This window comes from Mesorhizobium sp. CNPSo 4661 (genome assembly GCF_057784215.1).
In genome coordinates, this window is sequence record NZ_JBWGIO010000002.1 from 186188 (window position 1) to 203115 (window position 16928).

The window sequence follows — 16928 nt, forward strand, 5'->3', positions numbered from 1 at the left end:
CGACCAATCGATCAACGGCGAGCGGCTGCCTTGCCGGCCAAAGCCATTTCGGCATTTTTTGTTGAAGAATCAACATTTTTCGTCACCGCTGGCGCGGCCGCGCCGGCCAGCCAGGTGCAAAAGACGGTCGGCCCGCAAGCCACCGCGGGCAACGCCTGCGCCCGTCGCGCGGTAACCGTAGATCGGAATTGCCGCCGACGAGGCCGGAATTCACCGCTGCCCATCTTGAATTAGCGAGCGGTTGAGTCTATCACCCAGCCCATTCTGGAAGCCTGACGCTTCCCGGGCCGCTTTAGCTCAGTTGGTAGAGCACATCATTCGTAATGATGGGGTCGCGTGTTCGAGTCACGCAAGCGGCACCAAAACTCCCGACAATTAGGATCGCTTGCGCGGATATTGCGGCACGACCTTATTTGGGCGTGAGTCCCCAATAAGGACATTCGCCCAATCCTTACTGCGCGACGTCAGCGGGACTCCAGAAGCGTGCGGGGTACCCTTTTCCTGCGCTGCCATTCGCGCTCTCAATCTTTTTCAGGATCTTCCTTCTTCCCTCTCCCACTGCTGTTTCCGTCCAAACAAGGACGCTCCGGGGGCGGCGTGTCACCTTCCCTTGAGGGCAAGGCTTTCTTTCCCTAACGGAATAAGGGGCTATATCTTTTGTCCCTTCGGACCAATGCGTTTGGCAGGACAGACCTCGGTCGATTGTGGGCTAGCGGGCAAATCAGACAGTCTCGCGATCGCACCGGCTGATAACCCCAAGCCCCCCGCCCATCGGTCGGTGCATGCCCGGCTTGCGGACCTCAAAATCCTAACCACAAAAAGCAAGCCGGGCTTCCATCCCGCGTGCCCGCGCCGAGACGCAAATTGTCGGAAATGCGATGAGGAGTTGGACGGTCTATCACGTCGATTTCGGAGCAGGAGGCAAAGGCCCGCTTCTGACTGAAATCGGAAGCGTTGAAGCAGATAATCTTCTGGCGGCGGTGATGAAGGCACAGGCATTGTGGCCCGATGAAAGGTCCATGACCGTCCGCCCGGCCGGAGAAGACGGCCGGTCGACACAGCCGCCAGCTCCACAGCGCGACACCGATTGAACCCGAGGAGGGAGCAGGCCGCGAGTTTCGGCTCCAAAGCTTTGGCGGCCATGCATTCAGCGCTATCCGGCGTGTCGCGCGCGGCGCCAGTTTTCCACGCCTTCCCAGCCTGCACCACTTTACATGCGCATCTCGGCCATTGTCGGGAATCGCTGTTGGTGGGAAACTCGCCTTGTCAGCATGGGAGGTCAAAATGCCCAATAGTTTCAAGACCGGAGACGTCGTCAGGCTGAAATCCGGAGGCCCGGAGATGACAATCAGCGACGGTGCGGCTTCCGGCACGTATCTGTGCCACTGGTTCAACCGCGAAGGCGATGTCTGGACCCCGCAGCATGCGGGCTTCAAGCCGGACCAACTTGTGGCGGTCGACCACCCGAGATAGTCGTCGCTTTCCGTCCTTCAGGGATGCTCCGGTCCGGCCGGGCCGGATGCAGTGGACTTTTGTCCGGTCGAAAAAGAACCGACGGATTTTGCTCCGCCTCGCGTTTAACGGCTGAAGCGTGGCCGCCCAATGGCCGCGCCCAACCGGAGACGAGAGCATGATCCGCCAAACGATATTCGTCGTTGCCTTTGGTTTGCAGACCGCGGCCGCGGTCGCCCAGACGACGACGCCGACCCCTGCCCCCGTGCCGGCCCAGGCGGCCCCGGACAGCTCGGCCGCCGCCACGGACAAGTCCGGCCTGACGCTGGAAAAATTCGAGGCGCGCCGCGAAAAGGCGTTCATGCGGGCCGACACCGACAATGACGGCAAGGTCAGCCTCGCCGAATGGACCGCTTTCCAGACCGGACGCAAGGCCAAGGGCGATCCGGCCAAATCCTTCGCGCGCATGGACGCCAACAAGGACGGCTTCGTCGACAAGGGCGAGCTCGATGCCTTCCTCGCCAAGCGCTTCGCCAGGCTCGACAAGAACGGCGACGGCGTGCTCGGCGCCGACGAGAGGCCGGGCCACAAATCCGCTCCCAATCAGGAGCAATGACCAAGAGGCTATGCCGCACAATGACAGTCGCGAGCGCCCGAGTTGATGGGCGCCGATCCGGACGAGGAACTGGTACGCCGCATCGGCGCCGGCGATCCCGCCGCCGTGCAGGCGATGGTGGCGCGCAAGCTGCCGCGCCTTCTGGCCCTGGCCGCCCGGATGCTCGGCGACGCGGCGGAGGCCGAGGACGTCGCCCAGGAGACCTTCGTGCGCATCTGGCGCCATGCCTCGGGCTGGCGCCACGGGCAGGCGCGCTTCGACACCTGGATCCACCGCGTCGCGCTCAACCTTTGCTACGACCGACTGCGGCGCCGGCGCGAATGGACGACGGACGAACTGCCGGAGGTGGCCGATGAAGCGCCGCTTCCCGATGCGATGCCGGGCGACGAAGAGCGCAGGGTCAACCAGGCGCTGCAGCGCATCGCACCGCGCCAGCGTGAGGCGATCGTGCTGGTGTATTATCAGGAGCTGTCCAACATCGAGGCCGCCGGCGCCATGCAGGTCAGCGTCGATGCGCTGGAAAGCCTGCTCGCGCGGGGCCGTCGCTCGCTGCAGGCCATGCTCACGGGAGATGGCGATGACTGAGACCTCGAAGGGACTGCGAATTCCAAGGACTGCGGCGTGGGGGGCCACGTCAAAACGGTGGAAGGGGGAAAGAGATGGCTGAGAAACCTTTCGCAAGACCGATGGATGCCGGGCGCTTCGCCGCGCTGGCGGATGCCTATGGCGGTGCGGTGCACCGCTGGCCGCCGGCTGACCAGGCCGCGGCGATGCCGTTTGCCGAGACCAACGAGGGTCGCGCCATCCTGGCGCGTGCCGGCAGGCTCGACGCCATGCTCGACCGGCATCGGGTCGAAGCGCCCAGCCCGGCTCTGCATCGCGCGATTGCCGCCCACGCCGCGACCGAGGTCAGGCAGGAGCGCCGCCACCGGTTCTGGTGGCTGGGCTTCGGGCTTGCCGGTGTCGGCCTGGCCGGCGCCGTGGCAGGGCTGGCGCTGGTGACCGTCGTTGCCCCGGACGCTCCCTCCGACCACTATGTGATGGACGCCAATGCGACGTCGTTCGGCGATGCCGGTCCCGACGCCGACCAGGCCGAGGAGGACCTATGAACCCCCGTCTCGTCGCGGCATCCCTGGTGCTGAATGTCTTTCTGATCGGCGCGGTGGCCGGCGGCGCCGGCTGGTTGATCGGCAAATCCAATCCGGGCTTTTCGCTGGAATCGGCCGGCGGGCGGCTGCCCGCCGCCGACCGCAAGATCTTTCGCCAAGCGCTGCGCGAGGTACGTCGCGAGTCCCGCGACGTGATCCTCGATGGACAGGCCGCGCGGCGCGAGGCTGCGAACCTCCTGCAGCAGCCGACCCTCGACAGCAACGCGCTTGCCGCGGCGCTGGAGCGAGCGCGCAATGCCGATGTCACCGTGCGCACCCGGCTCGAGCAGCGCATCATCGCATTCGCCGCGTCGAGCTCACCGGAGGACCGCCAGTTGCTGGCCGACGCCTTGCTGCGGCGTGCCGGCAGGCAGCCGCCCGCAAAAAAATCGCCATAGGCAGCGACGGAAAGGGCGAGCACGCCCCGTTCAAGGGAAAGAGGGACAGGCCTGCGACCGCCTTCGACGGCGGCAGGTTCTCTTCAACCTCGAAACTTTCGGGAGTATCCCATGAACCGTCTGACAAAATATTCGATCGCGGCCGCGCTCGCCATCGGCGGAACGGCCGCCGCAAGCGCCGCCTCGGCGATGCCGATCGCTCCGGTCGCGCCGGCGCCGGCAATGATAGAGCACGTCGCCTGGGGCTGCGGTCCGGGCTGGCATCCCAACCACTGGGGCCGCTGCGTCCCCAATCGTCACGTGATCTATCCAGGCTATTATTACTGGGGCGGACCGCGCGTCTATATCGGCCCGGTCTGGCACCCCTATCACCGCTGGCACCACTGGCGCCGCTGGTGATCGCCCGCTCATGACGCCGGTGCTGCGGCCGGCGTCATGAGCGCCCTTCCCGATCCATGCATAATTCGGAACGGAGGCTTCGTTGGCCGCACCGGTTTCAAAGTTCCTGTCGCCGGATCCCGCGCTGGTGACGCTTCACCGCTTCGGCCTCGGCGCAAAAGCCGGCGACGACCTCGGCAAGATCGCCGCCGATCCGCGCGGCTATCTCAAGGCCGAGCTCAAACTGCAGGACATCGCGCTCATTTCCCCCGACGACCCGAAGAATGCCGGGCTGCTGGACAGCACCGCGGCAATCCAGGCCAGCATGACGGCGGCGATGGAGCGCAAGGCGGCGCGGAATGAGAAGGCGGCGGCCGCGATACAGCCGACAGCCATGCAAGACCCGGCCGGCTCGGCCGGGACAAAAGCCAAGCCAATGGTGCCGCGTGTCGAGGCCGATATCTATCGCGACGAAGCGCAGGCCCGTTTCGACAAGGCGCTCGCCGCGACACCCGGTTTCGTGGAACGGCTGGTCGGCTTCTGGACGAACCATTTCTGCGTCTCCGTCGCCAAGGCGCCGGTCGTGCGAGCATGCGCCGGCGCCTTCGAGCGCGAGGCGATCCGGCCCTTCGTGCTCGGCCGCTTCGCCGACATGCTTTTGGCCGTCGAGCATCATCCGGCCATGCTGTTCTATCTCGACAACCAGCAGTCGATCGGGCCGGACTCGCGCGCCGGCAAGCGGCGCGGCCGCGGCCTCAACGAGAACCTCGCCCGCGAGATCCTGGAACTGCACACGCTGGGCGTCGGCAGCGGCTATGCCCAGGCCGACGTGACCAGCTTCGCCGGCATGCTGACCGGCTGGACGATGGCTGGACGCGAGGGGCGGCTTGGAGAGCCGGGCACCTTCGTCTTCAACGCCAATGCCCATCAGCCGGGCAAGGCGGTTCTGCTCGGCAAGACCTATCCCGACGGCGGCATGGGCCAGGCGGAGGCGGCGCTCAACGACATTGCCCGCCATCCAGCGACCGCGCAGCACATCGCCACCAAGCTTGCCCGCCATTTCATCGCGGACGATCCGCCGCCGGCGGCTGTCGCCCGCCTTGCCACGGTCTTCACCAAGAACGACGGCGACCTGCGCTCGATCGCATTGACGCTGATCGAGATGCCCGAAGCCTGGTCGACGCCGCTCACGAAGCTTCGCTCGCCATTGGACTATGTCGTCGCGCTGCGGCGGGCGGTCGGCGCCACCGCCGGCAACGAACCGCAACGATCGCTTCGCTGGCTGAGCGTGCTCGGCGAACCGCTTTGGCAGCCGCCGGGGCCGAACGGCTTTCCCGACCGGACGGACGCATGGGCTTCCGCCGAGGGCCTTAAGACGCGCCTGGACATCGCCTGGCAGGCCGCGAAGCAAGCGGACGACATCGGCGACCCCGACGAGACGCTGGCGTCGCTGATCGGCCCGTCCGTCTCGGCCGAGACGCGGCAGGCGATTTCGCGCGCGGAGTCCAAGCAGCAGGGCCTGGCGCTGCTGTTGATGGCGCCAGAATTCCAGCGACGGTAATTCCAGCGCCGGTGACCTAGCAATGGAGATGCGGCCATGAGCCTTCTTTGCGAAACTCCCAACCTCTCCCGCCGCGCTATCTTGATGACCGGCGGCGCGCTGTTTGCCTGGGCCTATCTGCCGCGCTTTGCCCGCGCCGCCGACAATCGCGACCCGCGCCTGATCGTCATCGTGCTGCGCGGCGCGCTGGACGGGCTGTCGACAGTCGGGCCGGTCGGCGATCCCGACTATGCCGGCCTGCATGGCGACATCGCGCTTTCGCTCTCAGGCGCCAACGCGGCATTGCCGCTCGACGGTTTCTTCGCCGTCAATCCGGCAATGCCGGTGTTTGCGCGCCTGTTCAAGGCGAGCCAGGCCGCAGTGGTGCACGCCGCTGCCACCGGCTATCGCGACCGCTCGCATTTCGACGGCCAGGACGTGCTGGAAAGCGGCCTGCCCGGCCCCGGCAACGCAACCACCGGCTGGCTCAACCGGGCTTTGGCCAGCCTGCCGGCGGGCGAGCGCGTGGCGAAGCTCGGCGGTCTGGCGGTCGGGCCGTCGACGCCGCTGGTGATCCGCGGCGCAGCCCCCGTGCTCGGCTGGGCGCCACAGGCCCTGCCGACGCCCGGCGACGCGCTCGCCGAACGCGTGCTTGACCTCTACAACCATCGCGACCCGGTGCTGGCGGCAGCACTGCAGAAAGGCCTCGACGCTGACCGCATGGCGCTGGGCGACCAGCTCAACGGCGAGACCATGAAGCCGAAAGGCGGCCTAGCCAACGCCGCCGGCATGCGGCAGTCGGCGCAGGGCGCGGCGAGGCTGATGGCGGCCGATGACGGGCCGCGCATCGCCGCGCTCGCCTTCGACGGCTGGGACACCCATGTCAACGAAGGCGGCGCCACCGGCCGGCTCGCCAATCTGCTCGGCGGCCTCGACGGCGCCTTCGAGGAATTCGAGAAGGGGCTCGGCGAACGCTGGAAGGATACGGCTGTCGTCGCCATCACCGAGTTCGGGCGCACCGCGCGCATCAACGGCACGGTCGGCACCGATCACGGCACCGGCACGGTGGTGCTTTTGGCCGGCGGCGCGATCAAGGGCGGCCGCGTCATCGCCGACTGGCCGGGCCTGAAGCCGGCGCAGCTCTACGAACAGCGCGACCTAGCGCCGACCAGCGATGTGCGCGCGGTGCTGAAGGGCCTGTTGGCCGACCAGTTCGGACTGTCGCCGGCCGTGCTTGGCGACAAGGTGTTTCCGGAGTCGGCGGCGGTGAGGCCGATGCGAGATTTGGTGGTGTGAGCTTCGACTTTGCCCGGCGGTGACAGGCGCGGCATCAGATATCCTTCGTCATTCTATGGCGGAGCAAGGAGCGAAGCGACGCGCGCAGACCTAGAATCCATTCCATGACGCCGAGGCGTCGCCGCTATGAAGAATTCTGCTCCGCTGCATCCCTCGGCCGAGGTCACGGAATGGATCCTCGGGTCTCCGCGTCCGCTTCGCCCCCGCTCCGCCCGTGGATGACGAAGCTGAGAGGTTTCCCGCGAAGCCCAACGAGATGGCCCTCGTGTGATGCTCGACAAAAAACGCCCGCGCCGTTGCCGGGCGCGGGCGTCGATCCCTCGACGGATCATCAGCTCCAAAAACCGCGATGCCAGCGGCCGTGATACCAGAAGCCGGGGTGCCAATGGCGCACATGCATCGGGCGGATAATCACTCGGCCGTTCGGCACGCATCTGCCCCAGCGGTTCATGTGCCAGCCGGGGCCGCAGCGCCAGCCGACGGTTTCGATGGGTAGCGGCGCGGCGTTGGGTTTGGCCATCGGCATGGCCTGCGAGCCGACGCCGGACAGCATCAAGGTGCCGGCGGCCAAGGCAACGGGCAGAAAGTATCTGGTGAACATGCGTTGTCTCCGTAATTCATCCCTACATCCGTGAAACGGAGGACGGGGCCAAATTCCGTCGGAGCGGCATCGATCACATCTTCGTTAGATCGGTTCGCCGCAGATTTCGATCAGTGCGGCATGGCAGGCCCCGGCCTTCGCCCCGTAACAAATTGATCCATATCAATGAGCCTGGACGTGTCCCGCACTAGTATCGGCAAGAACCGATCGACAGAAATCCGCGAGGCCGAAGGCCGGCCGAAGGAGATCACACAGATGATGATCCGCACGCTCTCCACCCTGGAATGCACGAAAATGTTGGCGGCCAACCGCACTGGACATCTGGCATGTGCGAAGGACGGACGACCCTACGTCGTATGTTTCAATTACGCCTATGCCGACAGTCACCTCTATGCATTCTCTTTGCCGGGCAAGAAGATCGACTGGATGCGGGCCAATCCCCTGATATGTGCGCAGGTGGGAGAGCACACGCAGGGGCGCGGCTGGAGAAGCGTGATCGTCGACGGCCGCTATGAGGAACTGCCGGACCGAATCGGCCACCGGGTTGAGCGCGACCATGCATGGTCGGTCTTGAGCAAGCACACGGACTGGTGGGAGCCCGGCGCGCTCAAGCCTGTCATGCCTCCCGTCTCAGACAGTTTGCCGCACGTCTTCTTCCGGATCCATGTCGAGGAGGTCTCTGGACGGGAAGCAAGCGAATAGCCAATCCGTGGCAACAACTCGCGCGTTACAAATCCGGGCTAGCCGCCGAGCGTCGCCACCGTCTTCAGCGCGCCATCGAGCATGTCGCCCTTTTCGTCCTTCAGCGCCGCCTCGCGCAGGCGGCGGATCCAGTCGGCGGCGTCTTCACGACCCTTGAGCATGGCTAGCGCCGACAGCACGCGGTCGAATTTCGACTGGGCGCGGGCGTGGGTGTCGCTATATCCCTTGATTAGGCGGCGACAGTTCAGGATTTCGGTGGCCAAAGCGTAGTTGTCCCGCGCATGGGCGAGCGCCAGTTCGTACCAGCGCTCCAGATGCTCGACCTCTATCCTGTGGCGCAGCAGGCGGCGGCGCCAGCGGCGCAGGCCACCGATGAACCACAGCATGGCGAAGCCGGAAAAACTGTCGGTGCGGATGTGGCGGCCGCGATTGATGCGGCGGTCGAGGAAGGCGGCGAGCTTCGGCCGGCTCTCGATATAGCTGCCGAGCCCCGCCGGCAGCGTGCCGCAGAACTCCTCGATGCGCGGATGGAAATATTCAGTGACCTGCAGCACCGAACCGTCCTTGACGCCGACTTCCTTGCGCACCCGCTTGTCGCGGGTCGAGCGCGTCTTCAGATCGGCGACGCGGATCATGTCGTCGTAGCACATGGCGTTGGCGAGATGCTTTGCGGCCGCAATCGACAAAGCATAGCCGCGCGCCGCATCGTCCAGCGCCACCGCTCTGTCCAGCCGGTCGAGATATTCGCGGCCATAGGCGATGTCCTGATAGTCGACGACCTTTTTCAGGCCGCGTTCGGCCATGTCGCGCGGCGGTTCCGGCAGCGCCGCGATGCGGCCGGCAAGCTCTTGCCAGCCTTTCAACAGCGTTTCGGGACCACTGACCTTCGCCGTTGGCCTGGGTGAGGCATCGGCAGGCTCCGCCGCTTTTTCGCCGGCCGGCGCTGCCACGACACCGCGTGCGCGATCGCAGGCAGCGCCGAAGGCGGCGAGGCTCGCCTTGACGCCACGGCCGCCGGCGCCGATCGCCTGCTCGTAGCTCTCCCGCGTGAAGGGCAGCGCATCGGAGCCGGCCAGCGCGCCGAGCAGGCTGGCCGAGATCATCGTGCCGTTCTCGGCTGCGATCTTCTCCATGTCGAAGGCGATGAAGCGCTTGGACGCGGCCTGCGCCGTCGCATGCACTTTTTCCGACGAGGCGCGGCCGTCGCCCGGTTCGATCTTTTCCGAGACGGCGGCGATGCGGTGCGAGGAGGTGATCAGTGTCGTGCGCTCGGGCGTGACGAAGCCGCGGATGATGGCGCGGCCGGCTTCCATCAGTTCGGCGGCGATCAGGATATCGACGTCGCCCTGCGAAGGCGACAGCGCGAAGACGGGCAGCCGGCCCGTGTCGCGAGCCATCTCGATGTAATAGATCGTGGCGCCCGTGCGCTGGGCGACGCCGGCGACGGAGGTCGATTGCGCGATATAGCCGTTGCGTTCGGCGACGTCGGTGATCCAGTCGGCGAGCACACCACCGCCCTGGCCGCCGACGGCGAGCACGGCAAGCTTGATGACGCGCTCGTCGTCATGGGCGCCCGATTTCGGGCGCAGGGGAGAAGCCTGGTCAAGCATCGGCGAACATCAAGCGTCGGCTCTCCCGGCGGCGCTGCAAAAGGCCGATCGCGGCGCGGCGCGCGCCTTCCAGGAAACGATCCCAGCGGCCGGGATTGTGGACCACGTCGGCGCGATAGAAGGACGGGCAGAGCACCGCCGCATCCGCCACCTCGCCGCAATTGCCGCAGCCGACGCAATTCTGGTCGATCGAGGCAACAGGATCGTCGCGCAGCGGATCGTCAAGCGACTTCACCGACAGCGACGGGCAGCCGGAGAGCCGCATGCAGGCGTGGTCGCCGGTGCAGATGTCCTCGTCGACGCCGAATTTCGGCTTCACCACGCGTTCGCCACCCTTGATCGCCTTGTCGACCAGCCGCTTCTCGCGGCGCTGGCGGTTGAGCATGCATTCGGACGAGGCGACGATGACCTTCGGCCCCTTCTCCTCGGTGGTCAGCGCCTCGCGCAGCGCGGCCCGCATCTTGCCGACATCATAGGTGCGGTCGATGTGGCGCAGCCATTTGACGCCCATGCCCTTCACCGCCTCGTCGATCGGATGCTTGGTCGACTTGGTGCGGTTCGAGGCACGCGAGGACAGGATGTCCTGGCCGCCGGTCGCGGCCGAGTAGAAATTGTCGACGATGACGATGACGCCGTCATTCTTGTTGAAGACGGCGTTGCCGATCGAGGAGGTCAGGCCGTTGTGCCAGAAGCCGCCGTCGCCGACGAAGGAGATCGAGCGGCGTTTGGCTTCCGGCGAATTGAAGGCGGAAGCCGAGGCCGGCCCCAGCCCATAGCCCATGGTGGTGGCGCCGAGCTCGAAGGGCGGCATGATCGAGAACAGATGGCAGCCGATGTCGGACGCGATGTGGTGCTTGCCGAGCTCCTGCTCGACCAGCTTAGTCGCGGCGAAGATCGGCCGTTCCGGGCAGCCGATACAAAAGCCCGGCGGCCGGCCGGGGACGACATTGATGAGATCAGCTGTATCGACGCCCTCGCCCAGCTTGTTCGGCGCGCGTACCTCGCCCGGCAGCAGATGCGGGGCGTGCGCCCGCAGGAAGGAGCCTATGCCGTCGAGCATCACCTGGCCAGTATATTCGCCGGCCATCGGCAGATGCTCCTTGCCGACCAGCTTCGTGCCGCGCCCAGCCTTGTGCAGCATCGCGGCAAAGGCCTGCTCGATGTAATTGGGCTGGCCTTCCTCGACGACGAGGACCGCCTGCTTGCCTTCGCAGAAGGACAGGAACTCGTCGTCTACTAGCGGATAGACGGCGTTCAGCACGTAAAGCGGCACGTCGGTGTCGCCATAGGTATCGGCGAGGCCGAGCCGCTGCAGCGCGCGGATGACGGAATTGTACATGCCGCCCTGCATGACGATGCCGACCGAGCCGTGGTCCGGCCCGAAGAGCTCGTTGATCTTGCGGCTCTTGATGAAATCGACCGCCGCCGGCCAACGCTTGGCGACCTTCTCCTTCTCATGCAGGAAGGAGGCGGGCGGTAAAACAATGCGGCCGGTGTCGCGGCGCGGCGCCGACAGCGCATCGGCGACCGACATTGGCGGGCGCTTGTTGTCCTTGGCGATGAAGTGGCCGTGGACGTGGCAGCAGCGGATGCGCACCTGCAGCATCACCGGCGTGTTGGAGACCTCCGACAGCTCGAAGCCGTCCTCGACCGCCTTGACGATCGAGGGCAGGTTCGGGCGCGGATCGAGCAGCCAGACCTGGCTCTTCATGGCGAAGGCGTGGCTGCGCTCCTGCATGATGGAGGAGCCCTCGCCATAGTCCTCGCCGACGATGATCAGCGCGCCGCCGGTGACGCCGCCGGACGCCAGGTTGGCGAGCGCATCGGACGCAACGTTGGTGCCGACCGTCGACTTGAAGGTGGCCGCTCCTCGGATCGGATAATGCACGGAGGCGGCGAGCATGGCGGTGGCGGTGGCTTCGGAAGCGCTCGCCTCGAAATGCACGCCGAGCTCGCCCAGGATATCCTGCGCATCGGCCAGCACGTCCATCAGATGGCTGATCGGCGCGCCCTGGTAGCCGCCGACATAGCCGACGCCGCATTGCAGCAGCGCCTTGGTGATGGCGAGGATGCCCTCGCCGGCGAATTCCTCGCCGGCGCCAAGTCTCAGCTTTTCAACTTCCTTGGCAAAAGACCGTTCGGCCATTTTCGCCTCCTTCCGTTGCCGTCTTCCCGTTGCCTTGGGGAGGCGGCGCGTACATCTAGATTTCGTGCTTGCGAATGTTCTTCAGCATCTTCTGGAGCGTCGCGATCAGCGCCGCGTATTCGGCATCGTCGACATCGTCGAACATCGCCTCGAAAGCGTCATGCATGGCCGGCCAGGCGCGCGTGAACAGTGCCCGTCCATCATCGGTCAGGAACACATGGCGGAAACGGCTGTCGCTGACGCCCTGCTCGCGCCGCACCAGGCCCTGGCCTTCCAGCGTGTCAAGCGTGCGGCTCAAGGTCGACTGCTCGATAACCGTGTAGACCGAGAGGTCGTTGACGGTGACGCCGTCGGTGACCGACAGCACGGCCAGCGTGCGCACCTGCGGAATGGTCAGGCCCTGCTTGCGGAAGTCGTCACGCAGCGTGGCGTTGTAGCGGCCCATGATGCGGTTCATCAGGTAGGGCGCGAACTGCTGCAGGCCGATCTGGCCGAGTGTCGAGATGCGCTGGCGCCTTTCCGCGAGCTTTTGTTCCATCAGAGCCTCCCCGCCAGCAGGAAGCCGGAGCCGCCGCCGAGGCCGGCGCCCGGATGGGTCGAGGCGCCGATATGGTAGAGGCCCTTGATGCCGGTCTCGTGGTTGCGGCTTGCCTTGAACGGTCGCCATAGGAAGGACTGATCGATGGTGGACGAGCCGCCATAGGGATCGCCGCCGACCAGGTTGACATTCATCGCTTCGAGATCGGCCGGTGAATAGGCGCGGCGCGCGATCACGGTCTCGCGGAAACCGTCGATATGGTTGGCGAGGATCGTCTCCACGCGGTCGGCATAGGCCTCGCGCAGCGCGTCGTTCCAGCGACCGTCTGCCGGGGCCTCGAGCTTGCCGGCGGAATCGCCCTTGATGTGGCGCGGTGCCTCCGGCAGTTGCAGCCACAGGATCGCCTTGCCGTCCGGGCAGCGCGTCGGATCGAGCGCGTGCGGCTGGCCGACGCAGATCGTCGGCACCTCCGGCAGCAGGCCGCGCACTGCTTCGTTGCAGGCCTTCGACACGCTATCGAGCCCCGGCGTCAGATGCAGCAGGGCCACCTTGTCGAGGCCCTCGCCGCGCCAGGCCGGCGGCTTGTTCAGCGCATAGTGGATCTGGAAGTTGCCCTTGCCGTAGCGATAAACGCGCGTCGCCTCGACGTCACGTTCAGGCGCATCCCTGCCGAGCAGGCGGCCGTAGAGCTGCGTCGGCGTGACCGAGCAGATGACGCTCTTCGTGGCGTTCAGCGTTTCGCCGGACGCGAGCCGCACGCCGCTGGCTCGGCCGCCGCTCTGGACGATCGCGTCAACGTCGGCGTTGACGCGGATCTCGCCGCCGCGTTCCTTGATCAGCGCCTCGAAGGCGGCGAGCAGGTTCCTGGCGCCGCCCTTGACGATCGGCGCGCCGGCGGCCTCCAGCGCGAAGGCGATGACCTTGGCGATCTGGCCGGAGAAGGCGTCTTCCGGTCCGAGCCCGGCATGCAGCACCCAGGGCGCCCAGAGCGCGCGGACGAGGTCGGAACTGTAAGTCGTTTCCAACCAACCCCGCGCGGGCACCAGCGCCTCGCCCATGAAGGCGGCAAGGTCGCGCGGGCCGCGCCGCCAGGCCTCGCCGGCGATGAGCTTCGTCGTCGGATAGGACCAGAGCGCGCCGCCGAGCAGGCCGAACAGCAGCCCGGCATTGCGTTCGATGCCGCCGACATCGCCGCCGTGACGGTCGCCGTCGCCGGGCGCGGTCCGGTTCAGCGCTGCGATGTTGGCGGCGCGGTCCGTGGTGATGACGGCATGGCTGCCGTCGGGCGTGAGCACGCCCGTCGGCGTGGCGGTGTGGCAGAACTCCAGCCCGTGCCGCGCAAGGTCCTTGCCGAGCGCGGCAAAGGCCGGCGAGGTGATGAACAGCACGAAGGTCGTGGCCATCACGTCATGGACGAAGCCCGGCACTGTCGCCTCCTCGGTGCGCATGCAGCCGCCGATGCGGTCGTTGCGCTCGAGCACGAGCACGCTCGCGCCCTTGGCGCCAAGCATCGCCGCGCAGACAAGGGCGTTGATGCCGCTGCCGACGACGATGTGATCGGGGGCGGTCATTGGGGGCTCCCGGGTAAGGGAGCGTCAATCGCTCCATGCCGAGTTCCTTCGCGCCCCCCTCTGCCCTGCCGGGCATCTCCCCCTCTTGGGGGGAGATTGGCAGCTTCGGCGCCCCGCGCCGTCCTGCAATCTTGGAGGTTGGCGAAGGCCGGCGTGACATCCGATCTCCCCCCTAGAGGGGGAGATGTCCGGCAGGACAGAGGGGGGCGCCGTAGAGCACTGACGCTCCAGGACGGCCCCCTCGACCTCGTCATAACTCCATTGCCCTCGAGCATGATCTTCTCCCGAAGACCGCCACCCTGCCTTACTTGCCCGGCACCAGCGCCAGCGCGCGGATCGGGCTGCCGGTGCCGCGCTCGATCTTGAGCGGGGCGGCAATCAGGATCGCCCCCTTCGGCGGCAGCTGGTCGAGGTTGCACAGGCTGGCGAGGCCATAGCGGTTGGCCTTGTGCATCAGCGTGTGCGCAGGGAATGGCGGCTCCATCCCTCCTGCTTTACCGGCATCGGTGCCGATCGTCTCAGAACCCCAGCCCTTGATATCCTTGCTGATCAGGAACTGGATGGCTTCCGCCGTCGGGCCGGGCGTATGCGGGCCGGTCTCGTTGGCGTTGAGGAACTCGGCTTCCGAGCCATTGCGCTTGTACCAGTCGGTGCGCATCACCACCCACTCGCCGGGATTGATGGCGCCATGCTTGGCTTCCCAGGCCTTGATGTGGTCGACGGTGAGCAGGAAATCGTGGTCGGCCGCCGACTCCTTGGAGCAGTCGATGACGTTGACCGGGCCGATGAAATTCTGCGCCGGAATGGTGTCGGTGGCGCCGTCCGGATAGTCCTTGCCGGTGATCCAGTGCTGCGGCGCGTCGAAATGCGTGCCCGAATGCTCGCCGAGCTTCAGCCAGTTCCAGGCCCACCACGGACCGTTCTTGTCGTATTTGGAGATCTCGTGGATCTCGACCTTCGGCGTGTCGACGGCGAGTTCCGGCGGCAGCTTGATCAGCGGCGTGTTCGGCCCGAGCGGCGCCGTAAGGTCGACCACCTTGATGGCGCCCGAGAGCAGCTGGCCGGCGACCTCGCCGAGGAGTTTCTGCGTGTCCATGGTCTTTCGTTCCCTCTTGTCGGTGATCATCAAGGCTCGTTGCGGCCCTTAATATACCTACTAGACGAAAACATATGCATCTGCAATTATCTTTAAGCATAAAGCATTTTTGGGGCGGGGCGTGAGCGAGTTCGACGCCATCTTTGTCGGGGCGGGCCACAACAGTCTGGCATGCGCCGCGCATTTGGCGCTCAAAGGCTGGAAAATAGCGGTTTTCGAGCGCAGCGCGGCAATCGGCGGCGCGGTGCGGACCGCCGAATACACGCTTCCCGGTTTCCGGCACGATTTCGGCGCGATGAATCTGAGCCTGTTCGCCGGCTCCGCCTTCCACCGGAAATATGCAAATGAATTGAAAAGCCACGGGCTGGAATTCGCGCCCGTGGCCGATTGTTTCGCCAGCGCCTTCCCGGATGGGACATGGTTCGGCGTCAGCAACGACCTCGAAAAGACGGCGGCGCGGCTGGCTGCCTTCTCCGCCGCCGATGCAGCCGCATGGCGCCGGCTGGTCGGCGCCTTTCCGGGCGAGGCCGAACACCTGTTCCGCCTGCTGGGCTCGCCGATGAGCGCATGGGCGCTGGCCGGCACGGGCTGGAACCTGTGGCGCAAGAAGGGCTTGGCCGGCGCGCTCGATACGGCTCGATTGCTGCTGTCATCGCCGCGCGCCTGGCTGGAAGAGAATTTCGAGACGCCGCATGTGCGCACGACGCTGGCGGCCTGGGGCATGCATCTCGACTTCTCGCCCGACATCGCCGGCGGCGCCGTGTTTCCCTACCTGGAATCGATGGCCAACCAGAGTTTTGGCATGGTGCTGGGCAAAGGCGGCGCCGACACCATCATCCGCGCGCTGGCCGGCATGGTGACCGCGGCCGGCGGCAAGATCGCCACCGGCGCGGAAATCGCCGAGATCACGGTTTCCGGCGACAAGGCAACCGGGGTTAGGCTGGCATCCGGCGAAACCCATGTCGCGCGCAAGGCCGTGATTGCCGGTGTCGCGCCGAAAGCGCTGCCGGGCAGGCTGCTGCCCAATGGCTCCGGCGACGCCGGCTTCGATGCGGCGATGAAGACATTCCGCCATGCGCCGGGCACGATGATGATCCATCTGGCACTGGACGACCTGCCGGACTGGAGCGCCGGCGCCGAGCTTCGGCAATTCGCCTATGTGCATCTGGCGCCGTCGCTCGACGCCATGTCACGTGTCTACCAGCAGGCGATCGCCGGGCTGCTGCCCGACCAGCCGGTGCTCGTGGTCGGCCAGCCGACGGCCGTCGATCCGTCGCGCGCGCCGCAAGGCAAGCATGTGCTGTGGGTGCAGGTGCGCATGCTGCCGGCGGAGATCGTCAGCGATGCGGCCGGCAAGATCGCCCCCGCTCACTGGGACGCGGTCAAGGACGCCTATGCCGAGCGCGTGCTCGACATCATCGAGAGCTACGCGCCGGGATTGCGCAAAAAGATCCTTGGCCGTGCGATCTTCTCGCCTCTCGACCTCGAGCGCGAGAACCCGAACCTCGTCGGCGGCGACCAGATCTGCGGCAGCCACCATCTGGCGCAGAATTTCCTCTTCCGTCCGGCGCGTGGCTTCGCGCGCTGGAACACGCCGGTCTCGAACCTCTTCCTCACCGGCGCCGCGACATGGCCCGGCGCCGGGACGGGCGCAAGCTCCGGCTTCATGCTCGCCCAACAGCTGGGAGGGAACTAGAGCAATTCCAGGAAAAGCGTGAGCGGTTTTCCGCCCGGAATTGCGTAAAAACAAAGAGATAGGGCGTTTCGCCGTTTCCGTGAAACGCACTAGAAATTCCGGGATGGACAAGGCGCGGTTGCCCACCACCGAATGAAAAC

Annotated in this window: 16 protein-coding genes and 1 tRNA gene; 11 read left to right on the forward strand and 6 right to left on the reverse strand. The window is 66.2% G+C overall.

The window, feature by feature from the left end; translation table 11 throughout:
- Window positions 1–286 precede the first annotated feature (286 nt).
- The 9 genes from AC0YKC_RS02910 to AC0YKC_RS02950 all read left to right on the forward strand — a co-directional run bounded on the left by AC0YKC_RS02910 (window position 287) and on the right by AC0YKC_RS02950 (window position 6828).
- Window positions 287–362, forward strand: a tRNA-Thr gene (locus AC0YKC_RS02910).
- Window positions 363–1284: 922 nt separating this feature from the next.
- Entirely contained in the window at window positions 1285–1473 is a 189-nt protein-coding gene (locus AC0YKC_RS02915; RefSeq protein ID WP_140648157.1) for a YodC family protein, read from the forward strand.
- Between the two features lie 157 nt (window positions 1474–1630).
- Window positions 1631–2068 carry an EF-hand domain-containing protein gene (locus tag AC0YKC_RS02920; protein ID WP_488509884.1) on the forward strand — a complete coding sequence of 146 codons (438 nt, stop codon included), beginning with the start codon at window positions 1631–1633 and terminating at the stop codon, window positions 2066–2068.
- A 45-nt stretch (window positions 2069–2113) separates the two neighbouring features.
- The gene (locus tag AC0YKC_RS02925) at window positions 2114–2653 is read left to right on the forward strand and encodes an RNA polymerase sigma factor (RefSeq protein WP_320297793.1); all 540 of its coding nucleotides are present in this window, start codon (window positions 2114–2116) and stop codon (window positions 2651–2653) included.
- 74 nt (window positions 2654–2727) lie between these two features.
- Complete coding sequence (locus AC0YKC_RS02930; protein WP_488509886.1) at window positions 2728–3177, forward strand: hypothetical protein; 450 nt, start codon at window positions 2728–2730, stop codon at window positions 3175–3177.
- A complete protein-coding gene (locus tag AC0YKC_RS02935; protein ID WP_488509888.1) occupies window positions 3174–3614 on the forward strand; it encodes a periplasmic heavy metal sensor in 441 nt (146 codons plus the stop codon). The genes AC0YKC_RS02930 and AC0YKC_RS02935 overlap by 4 nt, the downstream gene beginning before the upstream one ends.
- 111 nt (window positions 3615–3725) lie before the next feature.
- Window positions 3726–4013, forward strand: a complete 288-nt coding sequence (locus AC0YKC_RS02940; RefSeq protein ID WP_320297796.1) for a GCG_CRPN prefix-to-repeats domain-containing protein — start codon at window positions 3726–3728, stop codon at window positions 4011–4013.
- A gap of 82 nt (window positions 4014–4095) precedes the next feature.
- Window positions 4096–5553, forward strand: coding sequence for a DUF1800 domain-containing protein (locus AC0YKC_RS02945; RefSeq protein ID WP_488509890.1), 1458 nt, complete (start codon window positions 4096–4098; stop codon window positions 5551–5553).
- A gap of 36 nt (window positions 5554–5589) precedes the next feature.
- Window positions 5590–6828 carry a DUF1501 domain-containing protein gene (locus AC0YKC_RS02950; RefSeq protein WP_488509892.1) on the forward strand — a complete coding sequence of 413 codons (1239 nt, stop codon included), beginning with the start codon at window positions 5590–5592 and terminating at the stop codon, window positions 6826–6828.
- Between the two features lie 331 nt (window positions 6829–7159).
- On the opposite strand, the gene AC0YKC_RS02955 is transcribed toward AC0YKC_RS02950, so the two are convergent.
- Window positions 7160–7429 carry a GCG_CRPN prefix-to-repeats domain-containing protein gene (locus tag AC0YKC_RS02955; RefSeq protein WP_488509894.1) on the reverse strand — a complete coding sequence of 90 codons (270 nt, stop codon included), beginning with the start codon at window positions 7427–7429 and terminating at the stop codon, window positions 7160–7162.
- A gap of 255 nt (window positions 7430–7684) precedes the next feature.
- On the opposite strand from AC0YKC_RS02955, the gene AC0YKC_RS02960 reads away from it, so the two are divergent.
- Window positions 7685–8131: a pyridoxamine 5'-phosphate oxidase family protein gene (locus tag AC0YKC_RS02960; protein ID WP_488510311.1), complete on the forward strand. Its 447-nt coding sequence runs from the start codon at window positions 7685–7687 to the stop codon at window positions 8129–8131.
- A 38-nt stretch (window positions 8132–8169) separates the two neighbouring features.
- Here AC0YKC_RS02960 and AC0YKC_RS02965 read toward each other — a convergent pair whose 3' ends face one another.
- The 5 genes from AC0YKC_RS02965 to AC0YKC_RS02985 all read right to left on the reverse strand — a co-directional run bounded on the left by AC0YKC_RS02965 (window position 8170) and on the right by AC0YKC_RS02985 (window position 15092).
- A complete protein-coding gene (locus AC0YKC_RS02965; protein ID WP_488509899.1) occupies window positions 8170–9741 on the reverse strand; it encodes an indolepyruvate oxidoreductase subunit beta family protein in 1572 nt (523 codons plus the stop codon).
- Complete coding sequence (locus AC0YKC_RS02970; protein ID WP_488509901.1) at window positions 9734–11887, reverse strand: thiamine pyrophosphate-dependent enzyme; 2154 nt, start codon at window positions 11885–11887, stop codon at window positions 9734–9736. The genes AC0YKC_RS02965 and AC0YKC_RS02970 overlap by 8 nt, the downstream gene beginning before the upstream one ends.
- A gap of 55 nt (window positions 11888–11942) precedes the next feature.
- Complete coding sequence (locus tag AC0YKC_RS02975) at window positions 11943–12425, reverse strand: MarR family winged helix-turn-helix transcriptional regulator (protein WP_488509904.1); 483 nt, start codon at window positions 12423–12425, stop codon at window positions 11943–11945.
- Complete coding sequence (locus AC0YKC_RS02980) at window positions 12425–13996, reverse strand: phytoene desaturase family protein (protein ID WP_488509906.1); 1572 nt, start codon at window positions 13994–13996, stop codon at window positions 12425–12427. The genes AC0YKC_RS02975 and AC0YKC_RS02980 overlap by 1 nt, the downstream gene beginning before the upstream one ends.
- Window positions 13997–14300: 304 nt before the next feature.
- Complete coding sequence (locus AC0YKC_RS02985) at window positions 14301–15092, reverse strand: cyclase family protein (protein WP_434725618.1); 792 nt, start codon at window positions 15090–15092, stop codon at window positions 14301–14303.
- 121 nt (window positions 15093–15213) lie between these two features.
- Between AC0YKC_RS02985 and AC0YKC_RS02990 the strand changes: the two genes are divergently transcribed.
- Window positions 15214–16788 (forward strand): phytoene desaturase family protein, encoded by a 1575-nt coding sequence (locus tag AC0YKC_RS02990; RefSeq protein WP_488509908.1) that lies wholly within the window; start codon window positions 15214–15216, stop codon window positions 16786–16788.
- The last annotated feature ends 140 nt before the right edge of the window (window positions 16789–16928 follow it).

Coding starts and splice junctions, on each gene's coding strand:
- AC0YKC_RS02915 (WP_140648157.1), top strand. CDS start 1,285: ATGCCCAATAGTTTCAAGACCGGAGACGTCGTCAGGCTGAAATCCGGA.
- AC0YKC_RS02920 (WP_488509884.1), top strand. CDS start 1,631: ATGATCCGCCAAACGATATTCGTCGTTGCCTTTGGTTTGCAGACCGCG.
- AC0YKC_RS02925 (WP_320297793.1), top strand. CDS start 2,114: ATGGGCGCCGATCCGGACGAGGAACTGGTACGCCGCATCGGCGCCGGC.
- AC0YKC_RS02930 (WP_488509886.1), top strand. CDS start 2,728: ATGGCTGAGAAACCTTTCGCAAGACCGATGGATGCCGGGCGCTTCGCC.
- AC0YKC_RS02935 (WP_488509888.1), top strand. CDS start 3,174: ATGAACCCCCGTCTCGTCGCGGCATCCCTGGTGCTGAATGTCTTTCTG.
- AC0YKC_RS02940 (WP_320297796.1), top strand. CDS start 3,726: ATGAACCGTCTGACAAAATATTCGATCGCGGCCGCGCTCGCCATCGGC.
- AC0YKC_RS02950 (WP_488509892.1), top strand. CDS start 5,590: ATGAGCCTTCTTTGCGAAACTCCCAACCTCTCCCGCCGCGCTATCTTG.
- AC0YKC_RS02955 (WP_488509894.1), bottom strand. CDS start 7,429: ATGTTCACCAGATACTTTCTGCCCGTTGCCTTGGCCGCCGGCACCTTG.
- AC0YKC_RS02960 (WP_488510311.1), top strand. CDS start 7,685: ATGATGATCCGCACGCTCTCCACCCTGGAATGCACGAAAATGTTGGCG.
- AC0YKC_RS02965 (WP_488509899.1), bottom strand. CDS start 9,741: ATGCTTGACCAGGCTTCTCCCCTGCGCCCGAAATCGGGCGCCCATGAC.
- AC0YKC_RS02970 (WP_488509901.1), bottom strand. CDS start 11,887: ATGGCCGAACGGTCTTTTGCCAAGGAAGTTGAAAAGCTGAGACTTGGC.
- AC0YKC_RS02975 (WP_488509904.1), bottom strand. CDS start 12,425: ATGGAACAAAAGCTCGCGGAAAGGCGCCAGCGCATCTCGACACTCGGC.
- AC0YKC_RS02980 (WP_488509906.1), bottom strand. CDS start 13,996: ATGACCGCCCCCGATCACATCGTCGTCGGCAGCGGCATCAACGCCCTT.
- AC0YKC_RS02985 (WP_434725618.1), bottom strand. CDS start 15,092: ATGGACACGCAGAAACTCCTCGGCGAGGTCGCCGGCCAGCTGCTCTCG.